At 67.2% G+C, this 15410-nt stretch carries 13 protein-coding genes; 9 read left to right on the top strand and 4 right to left on the bottom strand.

Annotated elements, in window-relative coordinates; all coding sequences use genetic code 11:
• Window positions 1-54: 54 nt before the first annotated feature.
• The gene (locus VFY73_RS23475) at window positions 55-1029 is read right to left on the bottom strand and encodes a porin (RefSeq protein WP_329723373.1); all 975 of its coding nucleotides are present in this window, start codon (window positions 1027-1029) and stop codon (window positions 55-57) included.
• Window positions 1030-1292: 263 nt separating this feature from the next.
• On the opposite strand from VFY73_RS23475, the gene coq7 reads away from it, so the two are divergent.
• Window positions 1293-1925: a 2-polyprenyl-3-methyl-6-methoxy-1,4-benzoquinone monooxygenase gene (gene coq7, locus VFY73_RS23480; RefSeq protein WP_329723375.1), complete on the top strand. Its 633-nt coding sequence runs from the start codon at window positions 1293-1295 to the stop codon at window positions 1923-1925.
• A gap of 22 nt (window positions 1926-1947) precedes the next feature.
• Here coq7 and VFY73_RS23485 read toward each other — a convergent pair whose 3' ends face one another.
• On the bottom strand, window positions 1948-2373 hold the full coding sequence (locus VFY73_RS23485; RefSeq protein ID WP_329723377.1) for an OsmC family protein: 426 nt from the start codon (window positions 2371-2373) through the stop codon (window positions 1948-1950).
• Between the two features lie 344 nt (window positions 2374-2717).
• On the opposite strand from VFY73_RS23485, the gene ilvA reads away from it, so the two are divergent.
• From ilvA to VFY73_RS23510, 5 genes are all read left to right on the top strand, one after another.
• Window positions 2718-4304, top strand: a complete 1587-nt coding sequence (gene ilvA / locus VFY73_RS23490; RefSeq protein WP_329723379.1) for a threonine ammonia-lyase, biosynthetic — start codon at window positions 2718-2720, stop codon at window positions 4302-4304.
• A gap of 299 nt (window positions 4305-4603) precedes the next feature.
• The gene (locus VFY73_RS23495) at window positions 4604-5599 is read left to right on the top strand and encodes a tetratricopeptide repeat protein (protein WP_329723381.1); all 996 of its coding nucleotides are present in this window, start codon (window positions 4604-4606) and stop codon (window positions 5597-5599) included.
• A 322-nt stretch (window positions 5600-5921) separates the two neighbouring features.
• The gene (locus VFY73_RS23500) at window positions 5922-6476 is read left to right on the top strand and encodes an ECF-type sigma factor (protein ID WP_329723383.1); all 555 of its coding nucleotides are present in this window, start codon (window positions 5922-5924) and stop codon (window positions 6474-6476) included.
• 3 nt (window positions 6477-6479) lie between these two features.
• On the top strand, window positions 6480-9257 hold the full coding sequence (locus VFY73_RS23505) for a protein kinase domain-containing protein (RefSeq protein WP_329723384.1): 2778 nt from the start codon (window positions 6480-6482) through the stop codon (window positions 9255-9257).
• A gap of 7 nt (window positions 9258-9264) precedes the next feature.
• Entirely contained in the window at window positions 9265-9582 is a 318-nt protein-coding gene (locus VFY73_RS23510) for a hypothetical protein (RefSeq protein WP_329723387.1), read from the top strand.
• Window positions 9583-9680: 98 nt separating this feature from the next.
• On the opposite strand, the gene VFY73_RS23515 is transcribed toward VFY73_RS23510, so the two are convergent.
• Window positions 9681-10304 (bottom strand): hypothetical protein, encoded by a 624-nt coding sequence (locus tag VFY73_RS23515; RefSeq protein ID WP_329723388.1) that lies wholly within the window; start codon window positions 10302-10304, stop codon window positions 9681-9683.
• On the opposite strand from VFY73_RS23515, the gene VFY73_RS23520 reads away from it, so the two are divergent.
• Complete coding sequence (locus VFY73_RS23520; RefSeq protein ID WP_329723390.1) at window positions 10303-10788, top strand: GNAT family N-acetyltransferase; 486 nt, start codon at window positions 10303-10305, stop codon at window positions 10786-10788. The two genes, VFY73_RS23515 and VFY73_RS23520, sit on opposite strands and share 2 nt — an antisense overlap.
• 1 nt (window position 10789) lies before the next feature.
• On the opposite strand, the gene VFY73_RS23525 is transcribed toward VFY73_RS23520, so the two are convergent.
• Complete coding sequence (locus VFY73_RS23525; protein ID WP_329723392.1) at window positions 10790-13723, bottom strand: adenosylcobalamin-dependent ribonucleoside-diphosphate reductase; 2934 nt, start codon at window positions 13721-13723, stop codon at window positions 10790-10792.
• Window positions 13724-13956: 233 nt separating this feature from the next.
• On the opposite strand from VFY73_RS23525, the gene VFY73_RS23530 reads away from it, so the two are divergent.
• Together VFY73_RS23530 and VFY73_RS23535 are read left to right on the top strand one after the other, a co-directional pair.
• Window positions 13957-14883 (top strand): ProQ/FINO family protein, encoded by a 927-nt coding sequence (locus VFY73_RS23530; protein ID WP_329723394.1) that lies wholly within the window; start codon window positions 13957-13959, stop codon window positions 14881-14883.
• Window positions 14884-15098: 215 nt separating this feature from the next.
• On the top strand, window positions 15099-15299 hold the full coding sequence (locus VFY73_RS23535) for a hypothetical protein (protein WP_329723396.1): 201 nt from the start codon (window positions 15099-15101) through the stop codon (window positions 15297-15299).
• The last annotated feature ends 111 nt before the right edge of the window (window positions 15300-15410 follow it).

Consider the following 15410-nt stretch of genomic DNA (forward strand, 5'->3'; position numbering starts at 1 on the left):
CCGCCCGAAGGCGGCTTTGCATTCCGGGTCGAGCCGCGCAAGCGCAGCCGACGATCAGAAGTTGTGCTGGATGCCCAGATCGTAGCCGTTCTTGCTCTCCTGGCCAATCGTCGCGCTGCCACCGATCTTCGCCACGTCGGCAAAGATCTTGGTGCGCTTGGACAGGTTGTAGTGAGCACCGATGCCGGCCTTCTTGAGTTCGCCCAAGCCATCGACGTCGTTGGTGGCGTACATGGCCTTCAAGTCGAAGGCACCAACGGGAACCGTCACACCGACCAGCCAGCCCTTGGCATCCGCGTCGGTGTTGGTCGTGCCGCGGCCATAGCCTGCAGCCAGGGTCATGAAGCCGAAGTTGTAGCGGCCACCGATGTTCCAGACCTTGTCATCCGCGTCGGCGCCGTTTTCATAGCCAACACCCACCCAGATGGGGCCCGCAGCATAGTTGGCTGCCAGCGACACCGGCTTCTTCAGGTCGGCATCCGTCGGGATCGCGTTACCGGCGCCTTCGGCGATGGACGCGCCGAAATTGAAGCCGGCGATCGACAGGTCATAGCGGATCGAATCGGCGACGCGAACGCGCGAAGTCGTCACCGCGGTGGCACCGGAGCTGCGCGAGAAACGCATGCCGATGTCACGACCGGCCGCCACGGTGTCGCCACCGAACGGGTCGATCTGGTTCTGCATCATGATGAACGCGGGGGTGTACTGGCGACCCAGGTTGATCATGCCGAACTGGGTGACCAGACCAACGGTCGAGTAGCCGTTCCAGAAGTTCGGGTTCGCTTGCGTCCCGGTGTCCGGGTTGAAGCGGTGCTCGATACCGAACACGGCCTTCAGCCCGCCGCCCAGGTCTTCGACACCACGGAAGCCCAGACGGCTGCCGGTGTTGTCCATGACTTGCTTGTCTTCGGTAAGAACCGGCTTGCCGATGGCCAAGTCCAGCTTGCCGTAGATGGTGACCGACGATTGGGCCGACGCTGCGCCGGCGAAAGCGCCCAGCACGGCGAGGGCAATCAGAGATTTTTGCATTCAGAGATCTCCTAGGTTTGAACAAGAGGTCCCGATCGAGGGGGAACCCGGTCACCACGACGGGTGGGGCCGATCAGGCCAACCTCCTCAACGGAAGTTGACGCTATTGCACCAGACCCCCCTGGGGGGCGCAAAGAAAACGGACCCCACATCCGCGTTTTGTTGTCGTGCAACAACGAGTTACCCAGACGGTCGCGCACCAACATGGCGCATCGTCTTCGCAGAAGCGACGACGTCGACGCCACCGCAGGTATGCTCCGGCCATGGCTTTCGGGACCTCACTCGACAGGTGGCTGGTCGCTGCCGACAACGCATTGCGCACCGTGGCCGGGGTGGCCCACGCCGCCCGCCTCTCGCCGGCCGCCGACATCGGCCTGGACCTGCCGCCAGACCTCAGGCGCCGGTCTGCGCCGCTGATGCGTGTGAACCACGTTGGCGAAGTCTGCGCGCAGGCTCTCTACGAAGCACAAGCGTTGACGGCGCGTAGCGCCGCAGTTCGCAGCCAGATGCAGCAGGCAGCGCGTGAAGAAACAGACCACTTGGCCTGGACGGCAGAGCGTCTGCGAACACTGGGCGACCGACCCAGCCTGCTGAACCCGCTGTGGTATGCCGGGGCTTTCACGATCGGCTTGGTCGCAGGCCGGGCCGGGGACGCCTGGAGCCTGGGGTTTCTGGTCGAAACCGAGCGGCAGGTCGAAGAGCACCTCGCCGGCCACCTCGACCGGCTACCGGCCGAAGACCACGCTTCCCGCGCGATCGTGGCTCAAATGAAGCAGGACGAAGCGCAACATGCCGAGGCCGCGCTGGCCGCTGGTGGCGCGCCGCTGCCCGCGCCTGTACGCTGGCTGATGCGCGCGGCGTCCAAGGTGATGACCGGCACTGCGCACTACGTCTGAAGAGCGCGTGCCGGGGCGAACATCACGCCGCCTCGCGAACCTCGACGCTGGTGGTGATGCGCGCCGTGTGGCCGATCATCGCGGTGGCAGAGCAGTACTTCTCGTGGGACAGCGCCACAGCGCGCTCGACCGCCGCCAGCGGCAGGCCCTTGCCGCTGACAATGAAGTGCATGTTCAGCGTCGTGAAGACCTTCGGGTCGATGTCAGCGCGTTCGGCGATCAGCTTCACTTGGCAGCCGCTCACCGCATGGCGCCCGCGCTTGAGGATCAGCACCACGTCGTAGGCGGTGCAACCGCCGGCCCCGGCCAGCAGCGTCTCCATCGGCCGCGGCGCAAGGTTGCGGCCGCCGCCGTCTGGGGCGCCATCCATCGTCAGCAGATGGCCGCTGCCGGTCTCGGCCAGCATCGCCATCCCCGCATCCGCTACCCAGTTCACCGTGCATTCCATCGCGTTCGTCCTCGTTGCCGGGCGACGGCGATCGGCGCCCCATCTCGGCGCATTATCTGCATCTGGAGCCGGCTCTCTATGCCAAGGTTATTGCAGTGCAACAAAACCCAGGCTAGACTACTTTGCATGCAGCAAGCGCTTTCACTCGGCGCCGACTGCACCCCTTGTCTCCTCCACCCCTCAACGGTGGATTCAGCCCGGGCCCTCACGGTCCCGGGCTTTTTTCTGGCTCGTCCGCGCGCAGTGCATTCGCACTGGCCTCGCATATCATGCGGCGCTGCAGCACGGCCAGTCCGGCCGCGCTTGCTTTCACAAGCCAACCCAGCCGACGAGGAGAGACGCCCATGGCCGGCGCCGCCCGAAAGCCGCGCGCCACCGCTGCGCGCTCGCCCGCAACACCCGCCGCCAGCGCCGTCGACTACCTGCGTCGAATTCTGACCGCCAAGGTCTACGACGTCGCCAAGGAAACGCCGCTCGACCCGGCGAAGGCCCTGTCGCGCCGGCTGGGCAACAGCGTGCTGCTCAAGCGTGAGGATTGCCAGCCGGTGTTCAGCTTCAAGCTGCGCGGCGCCTACAACAAGATGGCCCGCTTGTCAGTTGAGGCACTGACCCGCGGCGTCATCTGCGCGTCGGCCGGCAACCATGCCCAAGGAGTGGCACTCGGCGCGCACCGGCTGAAATGCCGCGCCGTCATCGTGATGCCGACCACCACGCCGAAGGTCAAGGTCGACGCGGTCGCCGCACTGGGCGGTGAGGTCGTCCTGCATGGCGACAGCTACTCCGACGCCTACCTGCGCGCGCTTGAAATCGAGAAGGCCGAGGGCCTGACCTTCGTCCACCCATTCGACGATCCGGACGTGATCGCCGGCCAGGGCACCATCGCGATGGAGATCCTGCGTCAGCACCAGGGCCCCATCGACGCGGTCTTCGTCGCGATCGGCGGCGGCGGGCTGATTTCCGGCGTCGCGGCCTACATCAAGGCCGTCCGGCCCGAGATCAAGGTGATCGGCGTGCAGACCACCGACTCCGATGCGATGGTCCGCTCGGTCAGGGCCGGCAAGCGGGTTCAACTGGCCGACGTGGGGCTGTTCGCCGATGGCACCGCGGTCAAACTGGTCGGTGAAGAGACGTTCCGCCTGACGCGCGAACTGGTCGACGACTACGTGGTGGTCGACACCGACGCGGTCTGCGCGGCGATGAAGGATGTGTTCCAGGACACCCGCTCGATCGTCGAGCCCTCCGGGGCGCTCGGCGTCGCCGGGCTGAAGCAGTACGTCGAGACCCACAAGCCGAAAGGCAAGACCTTTGTCGCGGTGACCTGCGGCGCCAACATGAACTTCGACCGCCTGCGCTTCGTCGCCGAGCGGGCCGAATTCGGCGAACAACGCGAGGCCCTGTTCGCGGTCACGATCCCTGAAGAGCGTGGCAGCTTCAAGCGATTCTGCGAGCTGATCGGCACGCCCGGCCACCCGCGCTCGGTGACCGAATTCAACTACCGGATCTCCGACGCCCGTGTGGCGCATGTATTCGTCGGCATCTCGATCGCCAAGCGGGACGAGGCCGACAAGATTGAGCGCAACTTCATCCGCCACGGCTTTGCCACCGTCAACCTGACGGACGACGAGCTGGCCAAGGAGCATGTGCGCCACATGGTGGGCGGACGCAGTGAGCTGGCCAGGGACGAACGGCTGTACCGCTTCCAGTTCCCGGAGCGCCCCGGCGCGCTGATGCGTTTCCTGGCCGCGATGCACCCAAGCTGGAACATCAGCCTGTTCCACTACCGCAACCAGGGCGCCGACTACGGTCGCATCCTCGTCGGTATCCAGGTCCCCAAGGCCGACAAGAAGGCCTTCAAGGATTTCCTGGACACGCTCGCCTACCCCTGCGTCGACGAAACCGACAACCCGGTGTACCAACTTTTTCTGCGCTGACGCGGCTTTCGGATGGGCCCAGTGCAGTTGAGCCCCCAACCGTCCTAATATGGCGTAGCGGACAGCGTCGTCCGCCCGGCCCGCAGCGGTTCGCGGACCGATGGCACTGGAGATCTGCCATGTCATGCCGGACGATTGCCAAGATCCTGATCGTTGTACTCGCCTGCCTGGGGTTCGGCGGGTGTGCGCAGACCGCCCATGCGCCACCGGAGCCAGTGGCGCCGCTGTTGCAGGACCAAGCCTTCGGGCCGCCAGTCCAACCGGTCCGCCCGGAACTTGTCTTCGCATTGAGTCCGGCGATGGCACATTACATTGACGAGGAGATCTCTCGCCACATCCGCCGCAGTGGCCTCCGGCAGGGTCTTATCGACGCGCTGTACAACCGCAATATGCTGCAGCTTGACTACGACTCAGCCACCACGCGCACTGCCAGCGAGGCATTCGCGGCCCGTTCCGGCAACTGCCTGTCGCTGGTCATCATGACGGCAGCGCTGGCGCGCCATCTCGAACTCCCCGTCAATTTCCAGTCGGTTGAGGTCGAGGACAGCTGGAGCCGCGGACAGGCGCTGCTGTTGGCGGCGGGTCACGTCAACCTGACGCTCGGTCAGAGGGCAGTGGACAAGATCCGCGGCGTCTATACCGACATGCAGATGGTGGTCGACTTCCTGCCGCCACAGGATCTGCGCGGTCGCCGCGTCACCCCCATCAGCGAAGCACGTGTGCTGGCGATGTACCTGAACAACCGAGCCGCGGAAACGCTGGCCCAGGGCGACCTCAACCAGGCCTACGCCTGGGCGCGTGCTGCGTTGATTCAAGACCCGAGCTTCACCAGCGCCCCCATCACGCTTGGCGTGATCTACCACCGCCGCGGCCTGCTGGCGCCGGCGGAAGCCGCATTCCGACATGCATTGCGCTCCGAACCCCACAACACGCAGGCACTGGCCGACCTGTCGTCGGTGCTGGTCAGCCAGGGACGGACCGCCGAAGCGACCGACGTCAAGCAGACGCTGGCCAAGCTGGAGGCTTACCCACCCTTCCACTTCTTCGAGCTGGGCAAGGCGGCCGTGCAACGCGGCGACCATGAGGCCGGTCGGGTCTGGCTGCAGCGCGAACTGTCACGCGACCCCGACTACCACGAAGTGCATTTCTGGTTGGCCGTGGCCTACGGCGGACTGGGCGACGCGAAGGCCGCCCGCAAGCACCTGACGCGAGCATTGGCCAACAGCACGACGCGCGGCGAACACGACCTGTACGCCGCCAAGCTGGATCGCCTACAGGCCCGGGCCATCCCGTAGCGCCACGCAGGAAGACCACGATCGGGCCCATCACCCAAAGAGGTGGGGCCGGTCAGCGCTGCTGACCGGCCCGACACTCATTCCCTGAGCACATTTTCGTCACGGTGATGTCACGGCTCGACCCTCCGCCGAGCCGCTTTGCACACACCTGGGCTTGATCTATCCCATAGAACGGATTGCCGACGCCAAACCCGACATCGTCGAACAAAAAAAGTTTCGGTGCGAATCAGTCACGGCATCCGCCGTGCCTGCATTGCCGCCGGCACCGCTGCCGGCTAGAGTCGCCTGCTGGTGCGGCACCGCCGCGGCCGTCCCACCCAGCATGACCCATGACATCACGCTGCTGCTTCGCGATGCCGCTGACGGAAACCGTCAGGCGGCTGACCAAGTGGTCTCCCTGCTCTACGCGGATCTGCAGCGCCTCGCACGCAGCCGGTTGCGCCGGGCCGGCGAGGTCACGATGCTCGACACGACATCGCTGGTGCATGAGTCCTACCTGCGCCTGCTGCGTGGCGAAAGCCCCGAATTCGCCGACCGGCGTCACTTCTTGGCCTATGCCGCCCAGGTGATGCGAAGCATCGTGGTCGACCTGCTGCGTTCGCGTCAGGCCGACCGCCGCGGCGGTGGCGCCTGGCACGTGACGCTGAACACCGAAATCGGCGACTCGGCCGTCCGCCACGAGGACGAGGTCCTGCGCGTGCATGAAGCACTGGACGAACTCGCCGGCAGCGATGCGCGCGTGGCCCAGGTCGTACAGATGCGCTACTTCGGCGGCCTGTCGGAGGCCGAGATCGCCGACTGCCTGGGGGTCACCGAACGAACCGTACAGCGCGACTGGCAAAAGGCGCGGCTGTTCCTGTCGCTGGCGCTCAAATAGCCCATGGCCGAGCCGGACCTCAGCGCCCCAACGCCGGCCGAACCTCGCAAGATCGACAAATCGCGCTGGCCTGCACTCAGCCCGCACCTGGACGAACTGCTCGAGCTGGGCCCGGCCGAGCGAGCTGCGCGCCTGGCCGCGTTGCGCATGGCTGACCCGACACTGGCTGACGACCTGCAGGCCCTGCTCGCCAGCCTGGACACGCTGGATCGCAACGCTTTTCTCGAAACGCCGGCCCTGCTGCCCCCGGCCTCACTGGGCGGCGAAACCGTTGGCGCCTACACGATCGAGCGCGAACTGGGCCAGGGCGGCATGGGCAGCGTCTGGCTTGCACGGCGCACCGACGGCCGCTTCGAAGGCCAGGTCGCCATCAAGTTCCTGCATGCCGGCCTCGTGCCGCGCGCAGATGCTGAACGCTTCGCGCGCGAAGGCCGCATCCTGGCGCGCCTGGCGCATCCGCACATCGCGCGCCTGATCGACGCCGGCGTGCACAGCCCCGGTGCGGCCGGCCGCCGCGCTGGCGGTGCCCAGCCGTACCTGGTGCTTGAGTACGTCGACGGGCTGTCGATCGATCAACATTGCGCACACCATGGTCTGGGTCTGACGGCGAGGCTGATGCTTTTTCTCGACGTGCTGGCCGCCGTCGCTCATGCCCACACCCGCCTGATCCTGCACCGTGACATCAAGCCCAGCAACATCCTGGTCACCGCCGCGGGCGAGGTGAAGCTGCTGGATTTCGGCATTGCCAAGCTGATGCGTGATGCGCAAGGTGGGCCCACGACCGGTGCTCCCGTCGCGGCAACCGAGTTGACCCAGCGTGCGGGTCGCGCCTTCACGGTGCAATACGCCGCGCCGGAACAACTGCAGAACGGGGAGGTCACCACCGCCAGCGACGTCTATTCGCTCGGCGTCCTGCTTTACGTGCTGCTCGGCGGCACCCATCCGACGACCACCGCCACCGCCACGGCGGTCGACCAGATGCGTGCCACGTTGGAGCAGCAGCCCCGGCGTCTGTCTGACACGGTGATGCGTCGCGGCGGGCCGGACGCAGCGCGCCAGGCCCGCGCGCTGCGCGGCGACCTCGACACCATCGTTGCCAAGGCGCTGAAGAAGTCGCCGGGCGAACGCTACCCGAACGCGCAAGCCCTGGCCGACGACTTGCGCCGCCACCTGGCCCACGAGCCGATTGCCGCCCGACGCGACACCGCTGCCTACGTGCTGGCCAAGTTCGTGCAGCGTCACCGCGCCGGCGTCGCCGCCGGCGGCATCGTGCTGTTGGCCATCGTCGCCGGCGCCGGCATCGCACTGCACGAGGCACGAGAGGCGCGCCGCCAGCAGGTACAGGCCGAAGGCTTGATCGAGTTCATGCTCGGCGACTTGCGCAAGAAGCTGCAGCCGGTGGGGCGGCTGGATGCGCTGGACGCCGTTGGCGGCCGCGCCCTGGACTACTACGCAGCACAAGACGCCGGCCGGCTGGATGCCGAATCGCTGGGCCGCCGAGCCCGGGCATTGCATCTGATCGGCGAGATCGCCGACGAACGGGGCGACCTCGACGAAGCCAGCCGGGTGTTCCGGCAAGCTGCCGAAAGCACGGCCGCGTTGATGCAGCGCCATCCCGGCGACGGCCAACGCCTGTTCGACCATTCGCAAAGCTTGTACTGGGTCGGCTTCGTCGCGCGCCAGCGGCGACAAGTGGATGAGGCGGAGCACGCCTTTCGCGGCTACCTGGACTTGGCCGAGCGGCTGGTCCGGCTCGACCCGGCACGGCTGGACTGGCGCATCGAGCAGGCCTATGCGAACCAGAACCTGGGCGTGCTGCAGCTGGAGCGGGCACGCCCGGCGCAGGCCCTGAAAGCCTTCACCGCGGCACGCGACACCTTTCGCGCCGCCGTGCCGCAGCGGGCCGATCTGGTGTTCGACCAGGCCAACAGCCAAGGCTGGGTGGCCAAGGCGCAGGAAGCCCAAGGCGAATTGGTCGCCGCGCTGGCTGCACAGCAGGCCAAGCTGGCCACGCTGCAGGCCCTGCCTCACGCCGACACCGACCGTCGCGCCCAACGCCTGATGGCCAACGCGATGCACGAGCAGGGCCGCCTGCACCTCGCGCTGGGCCACGCCACCCAGGCCGCCGCAGCGGCGCAAGAAGCACTGAGTCGCTTCGAAGCGCTGTTGGCCGTCGACCCAAACAACATGGACTGGCAGAGCCAGGCGACGCTGGCCCGCCTGGCTCTGGCGGAGGCCGCATGGGCCCACGGCGATCGCACCGTCGCTGCCCAGGCGCTGCGCCGTGCCGAGGCCGACAACGTGCGCCTGCTCGCCAACACGCAAACCCGGGCAACTTGGCGACTCGCGCAGCAAGGGCAGGCCTTGCGGCTGCGCCTGGCCTTCGGCGAACGCTGGCCCAGCCAGCGTGCCGCGCTGGACGCCTACTTGGCGCAAGTGCGGCAGGCCGAGGCGCACGGCTTGCTACTCGACACCGACCTGAGTCTGCTCGCGGCTGCCACCGAAGTCGCCTGGGGAGACGTCTTGCTGGCTGAGAACGGCGCCGCGGCTGCCCGAACGCCGTGGCAATCAGCGGTCGATCGGCTGCGCGCCGCGGCCGACAGCGGCCATGCTCCCGCTGCCACCTTGTTGGCCCAGGCCCTGTGGCGCCTTGGCAAGCACACCGAGGCTCACGCGCTCGCCGCACGTGTGGCCAGTTCGGCGTATCGGCACCCCGATCTTGCTGATTTGCAAAGACGGCTGGCGAGCGGCGAGGGCGCCGCCAGCGACAAACTCCAATGAGGACTCCATGCCCATCGTCAACGTCAGTGTCAGCTCCACCGGCATGATCAGCTGCAGCCCAGACCCGGTCCCCGTCAGCGGGGCCAATGCGACGATCACGTTCAACCTTCACACATCGGGCTATGCCTTTCCCAGCAATGCGGCCATCGTGGTCAGCAACCCCGGGTCGCAGTTTCCCAACCCGTCCACGACCGCATCGTCGATCCTGGTCACGCTGTTCGATGTCAATAGCGACAGCAACAGCTACAAATACACCGTCACCCTGGTCGACACCTCGGACAACTCCCAGCTGAGCCTCGACCCGACGATCGAAAACGGCCGTTGATGGTTGAGGGGGTCACCCGTTTTGCGGTGCCCCCCAGCGCCCCGCCGGCGCGCCCTCGGCAAGCCGCGCCGGCGGCGCCGACTGACCGCTCACGCGGATCATTTGTTGAACAGACGATATTCCGCCTGGTAGCGGTACAGCTGGGTGGACAGCTCGCTGTAGGCTCGCATCGAGAGCTTGTGTTCGCCCATCGTCACCTTGGTCGACGACTGGTGACTCATCACCTTGAAGCCGGACGTGGCCGTCAGCCTGTCGTTGGCCGGGCAAGAAACCATCGCGTCATCGACATAGAAACACAGCGCCGGCGAGTTGGCGCCGACCTGCTTGATCTGCGCTTCGAGCGAGGCCGACACAGTGCAGCCGGCCGTGATGCCACAGGTGATCGTCACCTGGTCGCCGACGACCTGAAAGACGGACGCCGGCAGCAACGCCCCCGACATCGTGCCGCTGTCGATGAAGGTCTTTGTCAGCTTCAGCGGGCCAGCCGTCGCCGCCTGGGCCGAAGCAGACAGCACTGCGACCGCCGCAGCCGCCCATCTCAAGGCCGTTCGATGATTGAATGTCAACATGAGTCTCCCTCCAAGGTGATGAATAGGCACGAGATATCCGCCGCCGCTCAAGCCGCCAGCGTGATCGGCCAATTTTTCCAGCTTATGCAGCCATGGTCCACCTTGGGAAATACTCGTTTCAATGGCAAGCAACCAAGGCAGTGCAGAGAGCATGAGCAGCAAGATGGAACACGCCGCCACGCAGATCATCCAGGTTCGAGCGGTCGCCCACGACAGCGCCGAAGCGATCCTGCTCCAGGAACAGCTGTCGGCACACTTGCTGGCCCGCTATGGCAGCGACGGCAAGGCCGGCTTTGCCGACTTTCCCGCCGACGGTTCGGTCTTTGCCGTCGCCTATGACCCGCAGGGCCTGGCGCTTGGTTGCGGCGCTTTGCGTCCGATCGCTGGTGACGCCGGCAGCGGCGAAGTCAAGCGTATGCACGCCAGCCAGCCCGGGCGGGGCATCGGCAAGGCGGTGCTGGGCTTCCTGGAGCAGCAAGCGCGGCAGCTGGGTTACCGGCGGCTTCGCCTGTCCACCCGCTGGGCCAATGAAGGGGCGATCGCCTTTTACCGTGCCCAAGGCTTTGCTACCAGCGCCCCCTACGGCAGCTACGTCACCCGCCCCGAATGCGCCTGCATGCTCAAGCTGCTCGACTGACTCAGCCGCACTGCCCGACGTAGCCGCAGGCGGTGCAGAAGTCGCAGCCGTCCTTGTGGATCAAGGTGGCATTGCCGCATTCCGGGCAGGGCCGGCCAGCGATCACCGGAGCGGTGGTGGCAGTGTGGGTCTTGGGCGCAGGCGACTCCAAGATGCCCATCGCATGCAAGGGGAAGCCTTCTTCATCCAGCACACCCAGCATCGCGTAGCGATGGATGATCAGCCGCGCGACATAGGCCACCGTGCTCGGCCAGACCTGCTGCCTTCGCTGGCCGGGCACCGGCGCCATGAAATGCCCCAGCGGCTCGCCGACGTTCAGCAGCTTGCGCAGCTTCATGCCGATCCACGCCGGGTCGATCACCCGCATGTCGAGCGACAACAGGCGCGCCAGCCCGTCAAAGGCCTTCGGATAGTTGCCTGAGAAACCGAGCGCGCAAGGCCGAGTGACAAAACCGTTGGACGACACCCGCGGGTCGCTCGTCGCCAGGGCCACTTCCTTCAACGTCAGGGTGAACGACTCGCCAGTGGCGGGGTTGTCGACATCGACCGCCCAGGCCAGCGTGCCGGAGGTGCTGGTGCGCGGCTCGTCGCGGCTGAACATCGCGTCCAGCACCGGCGTCGGGCCGCCGTCAGCGAAGGCGCCCAGCTGTTCGCAACGCCAGCGGATCACGCTCGCCGTGGCCGCCACGACGCCCGGGAACAGCCGCTTCTCGCCGTTCGGCGGGAAAGGCATCTCGAACGATCGCTCTTCGGCCACCGTCGCCAATGCGTCGAGCTTCAGCTTCAGCCACTGCGGGTCATTCGCCCGCATGTCCATCGACAAGGTCTTGGCCAATGCGCCCAGGCCACGCGGCTGCTCGGCGCCGTTGACCCAGACCTCGAACGGCAGCGTGGTGCCGAACAGGCCGGTGCCCGGCCCGGCTTCGGCTGGTAGTTCGCCGACGAAGAGCGAGAAGTCGCCGTGAGGATGCTGGATCAGGTAGCTCCAGGCGGGGTTGCCCGCCTTCAGCTCGGGCCGTCCGGGCCAGCGCAGCGAGGTCAGCACCGGCGCCGGCAGCTTGTCCAGCGTCAGGCGCTGGTTGGCATGGTCGGTTGACAACGGCGGCGGCGCGACCACGGCAGCGGGCGCATCGACGCTCAGCACCGAACCCAGCACCGCATTGGGCCGGTAGGTCGCCAAGCCCTTCAAGCCCGAGCGCCACGCCGTCAGGTACAGGCCCTGGAAATCCTCGTACGGATAGTCGGCCGGCACATTGACCGTCTTGCTGATCGAGGTGTCGATGCAGGGCGCCACCGCCGCCACCATCAGCGCGTGCGCCTCGGCGCTCATTTCCAGCGCGGTGACGAAAGCGTCGGTCAGCGGCACATCGTTGCCCTTCAGGTGGCGGTACAGGCGCCAGGCGTGGTCTTCGACCGCGTACTCCTTGAAGCCGCCATCCGGCATGCGCTTCTTGCGTGTGTAGGTCCATGAGAACGGCGGCTCGATGCCGTTGCTCGCGTTGTCGGCAAAGGCCAGGCTGATGGTGCCGGTGGGCGCGATCGACAGCAGGTGCGAGTTGCGCAGGCCCGCGGTGCGCACACGCTCCTTCACTGCCGCGGGCAGCCGCGACGCGAAATTGCCGCCGGACAGATACAGGTCGGCGTTGAACAGTGCAAACGCCCCGCGCTCGACCGCCAGGTCGGCGCTGGCCAGGTAGGCCGCGTCGCGCATCGCCTCGCTGATCCGGCGCGCCATCTCGCGCGCCTCGGCGGTGTCGTAGCGCAGGCCCAGCATGATCAGCGCGTCGCCCAGCCCGGTGAAACCCAGCCCGATGCGGCGCTTGTTGCGCGCTTCCTCGGCCTGCTGCGGCAGCGGCCAGACGGTCACGTCCAGCACGTTGTCGAGCATGCGCACCGCGACCTTCACCACCTCGGCAAACCCGGCGTCGTCGAAATCCGCGCCCGGCTCGAACGGCGCGTTGACGAAGTGCGTCAGGTCGATCGAGCCGAGACAGCAGCAGCCGTAGGACGGCAGCGGCTGTTCACCGCAGGGGTTGGTCGCCGCGATCGATTCGCAGTAGCCGAGGTTGTTGTCGTTGTTGATGCGGTCCAGGAACAGCACGCCCGGCTCGGCGTGGTCGTAGGTCGACCGCATGATCTTGTCCCACAGCCGCGCAGCCGGCAGGCGTCTGTAAACCCACAGGCCATCGGCCCGGCGATGCACCCCGGCCGACTTCTGCACCGCCCCGGGCTCGGCGCGGTGCACCAGCTCGACGTCGTCGCCAGCCAGTACCGCCTTCATGAATTCGTCGGTCACGCCAACCGAGATGTTGAAGTTGCGCAGGTCACCTTCGTCCTTGGCCTGGATGAAGGTTTCGATGTCCGGGTGGTCGCAGCGCAGCACCGCCATCTGCGCGCCGCGGCGCGAGCCGGCCGATTCGACCGTCTCGCAGGAACGGTCGAACACCCGCATGTAGCTGACCGGCCCCGAGGCGCTGGACTGCGTCGAGCCGACCCAGGCGCCTTGCGGGCGGATGCGAGAAAAGTCATAACCGACACCACCGCCGCGGCGCATCGTCTCGGCCGCTTCAGTCAGTGCGGTGTAGATGCCCGGGAAGCCTTCTTCGACCTGGGCGATCGAGTCACCCACCGGCTGCACGAAACAGTTGATCAGCGTGGCCGTCAACTCGGTGCCCGCTGCCGAATTGATGCGCCCGGCCGGCACGAAGCCGCGGCGCTGCGCGTCAATGAAGCGCTGCTCCCACAGTGCCCGCTGCTCGGGGGCCTCGACCATCGCCAGCGCCCGCGCGACGCGCTGGCGCACGTCGTCGACGGTCTTCTCCTGGCCCTTGGCGTATTTTTCGGCGAGCACCTCGGCGCTGATCGGCTGGGCCGGCAGCTCCGTGCGTTGGGCCAGTCGGGTGGATGAGGCGGTGGAGCGGCGGACGGAACTCATGGGTACGGCATTCAGCGCAAGAGGCTGTAAATATCAACAGTAGCGATGATGCCCCAAGCGCGCGTCCGCCGCTCGGCCGAAACCCGCGCATCCCCATGGACTTTGACGGCCGCCAAACTCTGCGCAATGCCCTTGCAGGCCCTGTGTGATTGGCAATCGCGCGGACGGGCACAATCGCGGCCTGTTTTTCTTTGCCGCGGGCCGCGCACCGGCCAGGCTCACCTTTGCGCGCCATGACCGCCAACGACACCCCGACGCCCGATTCCGCAGTCCCGGCTGCCGAGCCTGCATCCATCGCGGCGCCGACGCCCGAGCCGCCCTTCGAAGCCCCCACGCCGGTGCTCCCCGAGCCAGTCACAGCGCCCGCAGGCGAAGCCGCCGAGCCCACGGCCGGGCAACCGGCGGCAGAGACCGCCCCGATGTCGCCGGCCGCCTGTGCCGAGCGTCTGAAGGCCCTCTTTCCGGCGCTGTTCACGGGCCCGGCCAAACCAATCAAGTTGCGCATCCAGGCCGACATCCAGGCCCGGGCGCCGGGTGTGTTCAGCAAGGCCGCCTTGTCGGGCTTTCTGCGCCGCTACACCGGCGGCACCGGCTACCTGATCGCGCTGACCCGCGCGCCGCACCGCGTCGACCTGGACGGCCAGCCGGCCGGCGAGATCGCCGCCGAGCATCGTCAGGCCGCAGCCGACGAACTGGCGCGTCGGCGCCAGGTGCACGAGGGTCGCCGCCAGGCCGAAGAGGACCAGCGCCGCGAACGGGCCCAGCTGCTGCGCGCCTTTCAGACCACCACGTTGACCAAGGACAATTTCTGCGCACTGAAGGGCATGACGCCGCAGGCGCTGGACGCGCTGCTGGCCCAGGCCCGGCAGGAAGCCGAGGAATACGCCCGCGAACGCCCGCCCCAGCAGCGTCCGGGCGGCCGGCCCGATCAACGAGGCGGCCCGCGCCCCGACCACCACCCCGGCGGCGGCGGGCATGACCGGCCCGGCCCGCGCGGCGATCGCCGTGACAATGGACCGAGAGGCCAGAACGCGGCGCGGCCGAATGCCGGCCAGCCCAACGGCCAGAACCGCGGGCCCCAGGGTGGCACCGGTGAAACCCGTGGCGATGCCCAACCGCGTGGTGAACGCGGTCCCCGGCCCCCCCGGCCGGCACGCTGAAGCCGTTCGTCGTTTGTCGCGCCGGGCCCCTGGCGCCTTCCTATTGACTTACGTCGCCGAACCGCAGGGTTTCGAGCGTGCGGGAACACCGTTCGTCTGCTGCGCGCGCAGTTCGTCGCGCCGGGCCGGCGGCTGATCGCATCGGCATGGCGGCTTGACGGGGCCCTGCCTACAGTGCACTCCATCGACAACGCCACCACCCACTGGAGCCGCACATGACCACCGCCCCCCGCCTCGTTGCCCACCAAACCGCCGCCCGCCGCGTCGCCGCAGGCCTGGCCCTGGTGTTGACGCTGGGCCTGATGGCTGGCCTGGATCAGGTGGCCGACCGCCAGTACGACAACGCGCTGATGGCGCAGGCCGACGAGGTCCCGACGCAGGTGGTGGTGATCACCGCCAAACGTTTGAGCGCCTGACGCGAAAGGCGCGTCGAATCCAGATTCACCGGTTTCCGTTCCACTCCTCTTGGGCCCTTCGCGGGCCCTCTTTTTTGGCTTAAACATAACTTATTATTAGCACTGACATCG

Source organism: Ideonella sp. (assembly GCF_036277275.1).
Taxonomy (GTDB): domain Bacteria; phylum Pseudomonadota; class Gammaproteobacteria; order Burkholderiales; family Burkholderiaceae_C; genus Ideonella.

Excerpts from the sequence above, each read along its gene's own strand:
- VFY73_RS23495 (WP_329723381.1), top strand. The coding sequence starts at position 4,604 with ATGGCACATTACATTGACGAGGAGATCTCTCGCCACATCCGCCGCAGT.
- VFY73_RS23515 (WP_329723388.1), bottom strand. The coding sequence starts at position 10,304 with ATGCTCTCTGCACTGCCTTGGTTGCTTGCCATTGAAACGAGTATTTCC.
- VFY73_RS23525 (WP_329723392.1), bottom strand. The coding sequence starts at position 13,723 with ATGAGTTCCGTCCGCCGCTCCACCGCCTCATCCACCCGACTGGCCCAA.
- VFY73_RS23475 (WP_329723373.1), bottom strand. The coding sequence starts at position 1,029 with ATGCAAAAATCTCTGATTGCCCTCGCCGTGCTGGGCGCTTTCGCCGGC.
- VFY73_RS23520 (WP_329723390.1), top strand. The coding sequence starts at position 10,303 with ATGAGCAGCAAGATGGAACACGCCGCCACGCAGATCATCCAGGTTCGA.
- VFY73_RS23535 (WP_329723396.1), top strand. The coding sequence starts at position 15,099 with ATGACCACCGCCCCCCGCCTCGTTGCCCACCAAACCGCCGCCCGCCGC.
- VFY73_RS23510 (WP_329723387.1), top strand. The coding sequence starts at position 9,265 with ATGCCCATCGTCAACGTCAGTGTCAGCTCCACCGGCATGATCAGCTGC.
- VFY73_RS23530 (WP_329723394.1), top strand. The coding sequence starts at position 13,957 with ATGACCGCCAACGACACCCCGACGCCCGATTCCGCAGTCCCGGCTGCC.
- VFY73_RS23505 (WP_329723384.1), top strand. The coding sequence starts at position 6,480 with ATGGCCGAGCCGGACCTCAGCGCCCCAACGCCGGCCGAACCTCGCAAG.
- VFY73_RS23485 (WP_329723377.1), bottom strand. The coding sequence starts at position 2,373 with ATGGAATGCACGGTGAACTGGGTAGCGGATGCGGGGATGGCGATGCTG.
- coq7 (WP_329723375.1), top strand. The coding sequence starts at position 1,293 with ATGGCTTTCGGGACCTCACTCGACAGGTGGCTGGTCGCTGCCGACAAC.
- ilvA (WP_329723379.1), top strand. The coding sequence starts at position 2,718 with ATGGCCGGCGCCGCCCGAAAGCCGCGCGCCACCGCTGCGCGCTCGCCC.
- VFY73_RS23500 (WP_329723383.1), top strand. The coding sequence starts at position 5,922 with ATGACCCATGACATCACGCTGCTGCTTCGCGATGCCGCTGACGGAAAC.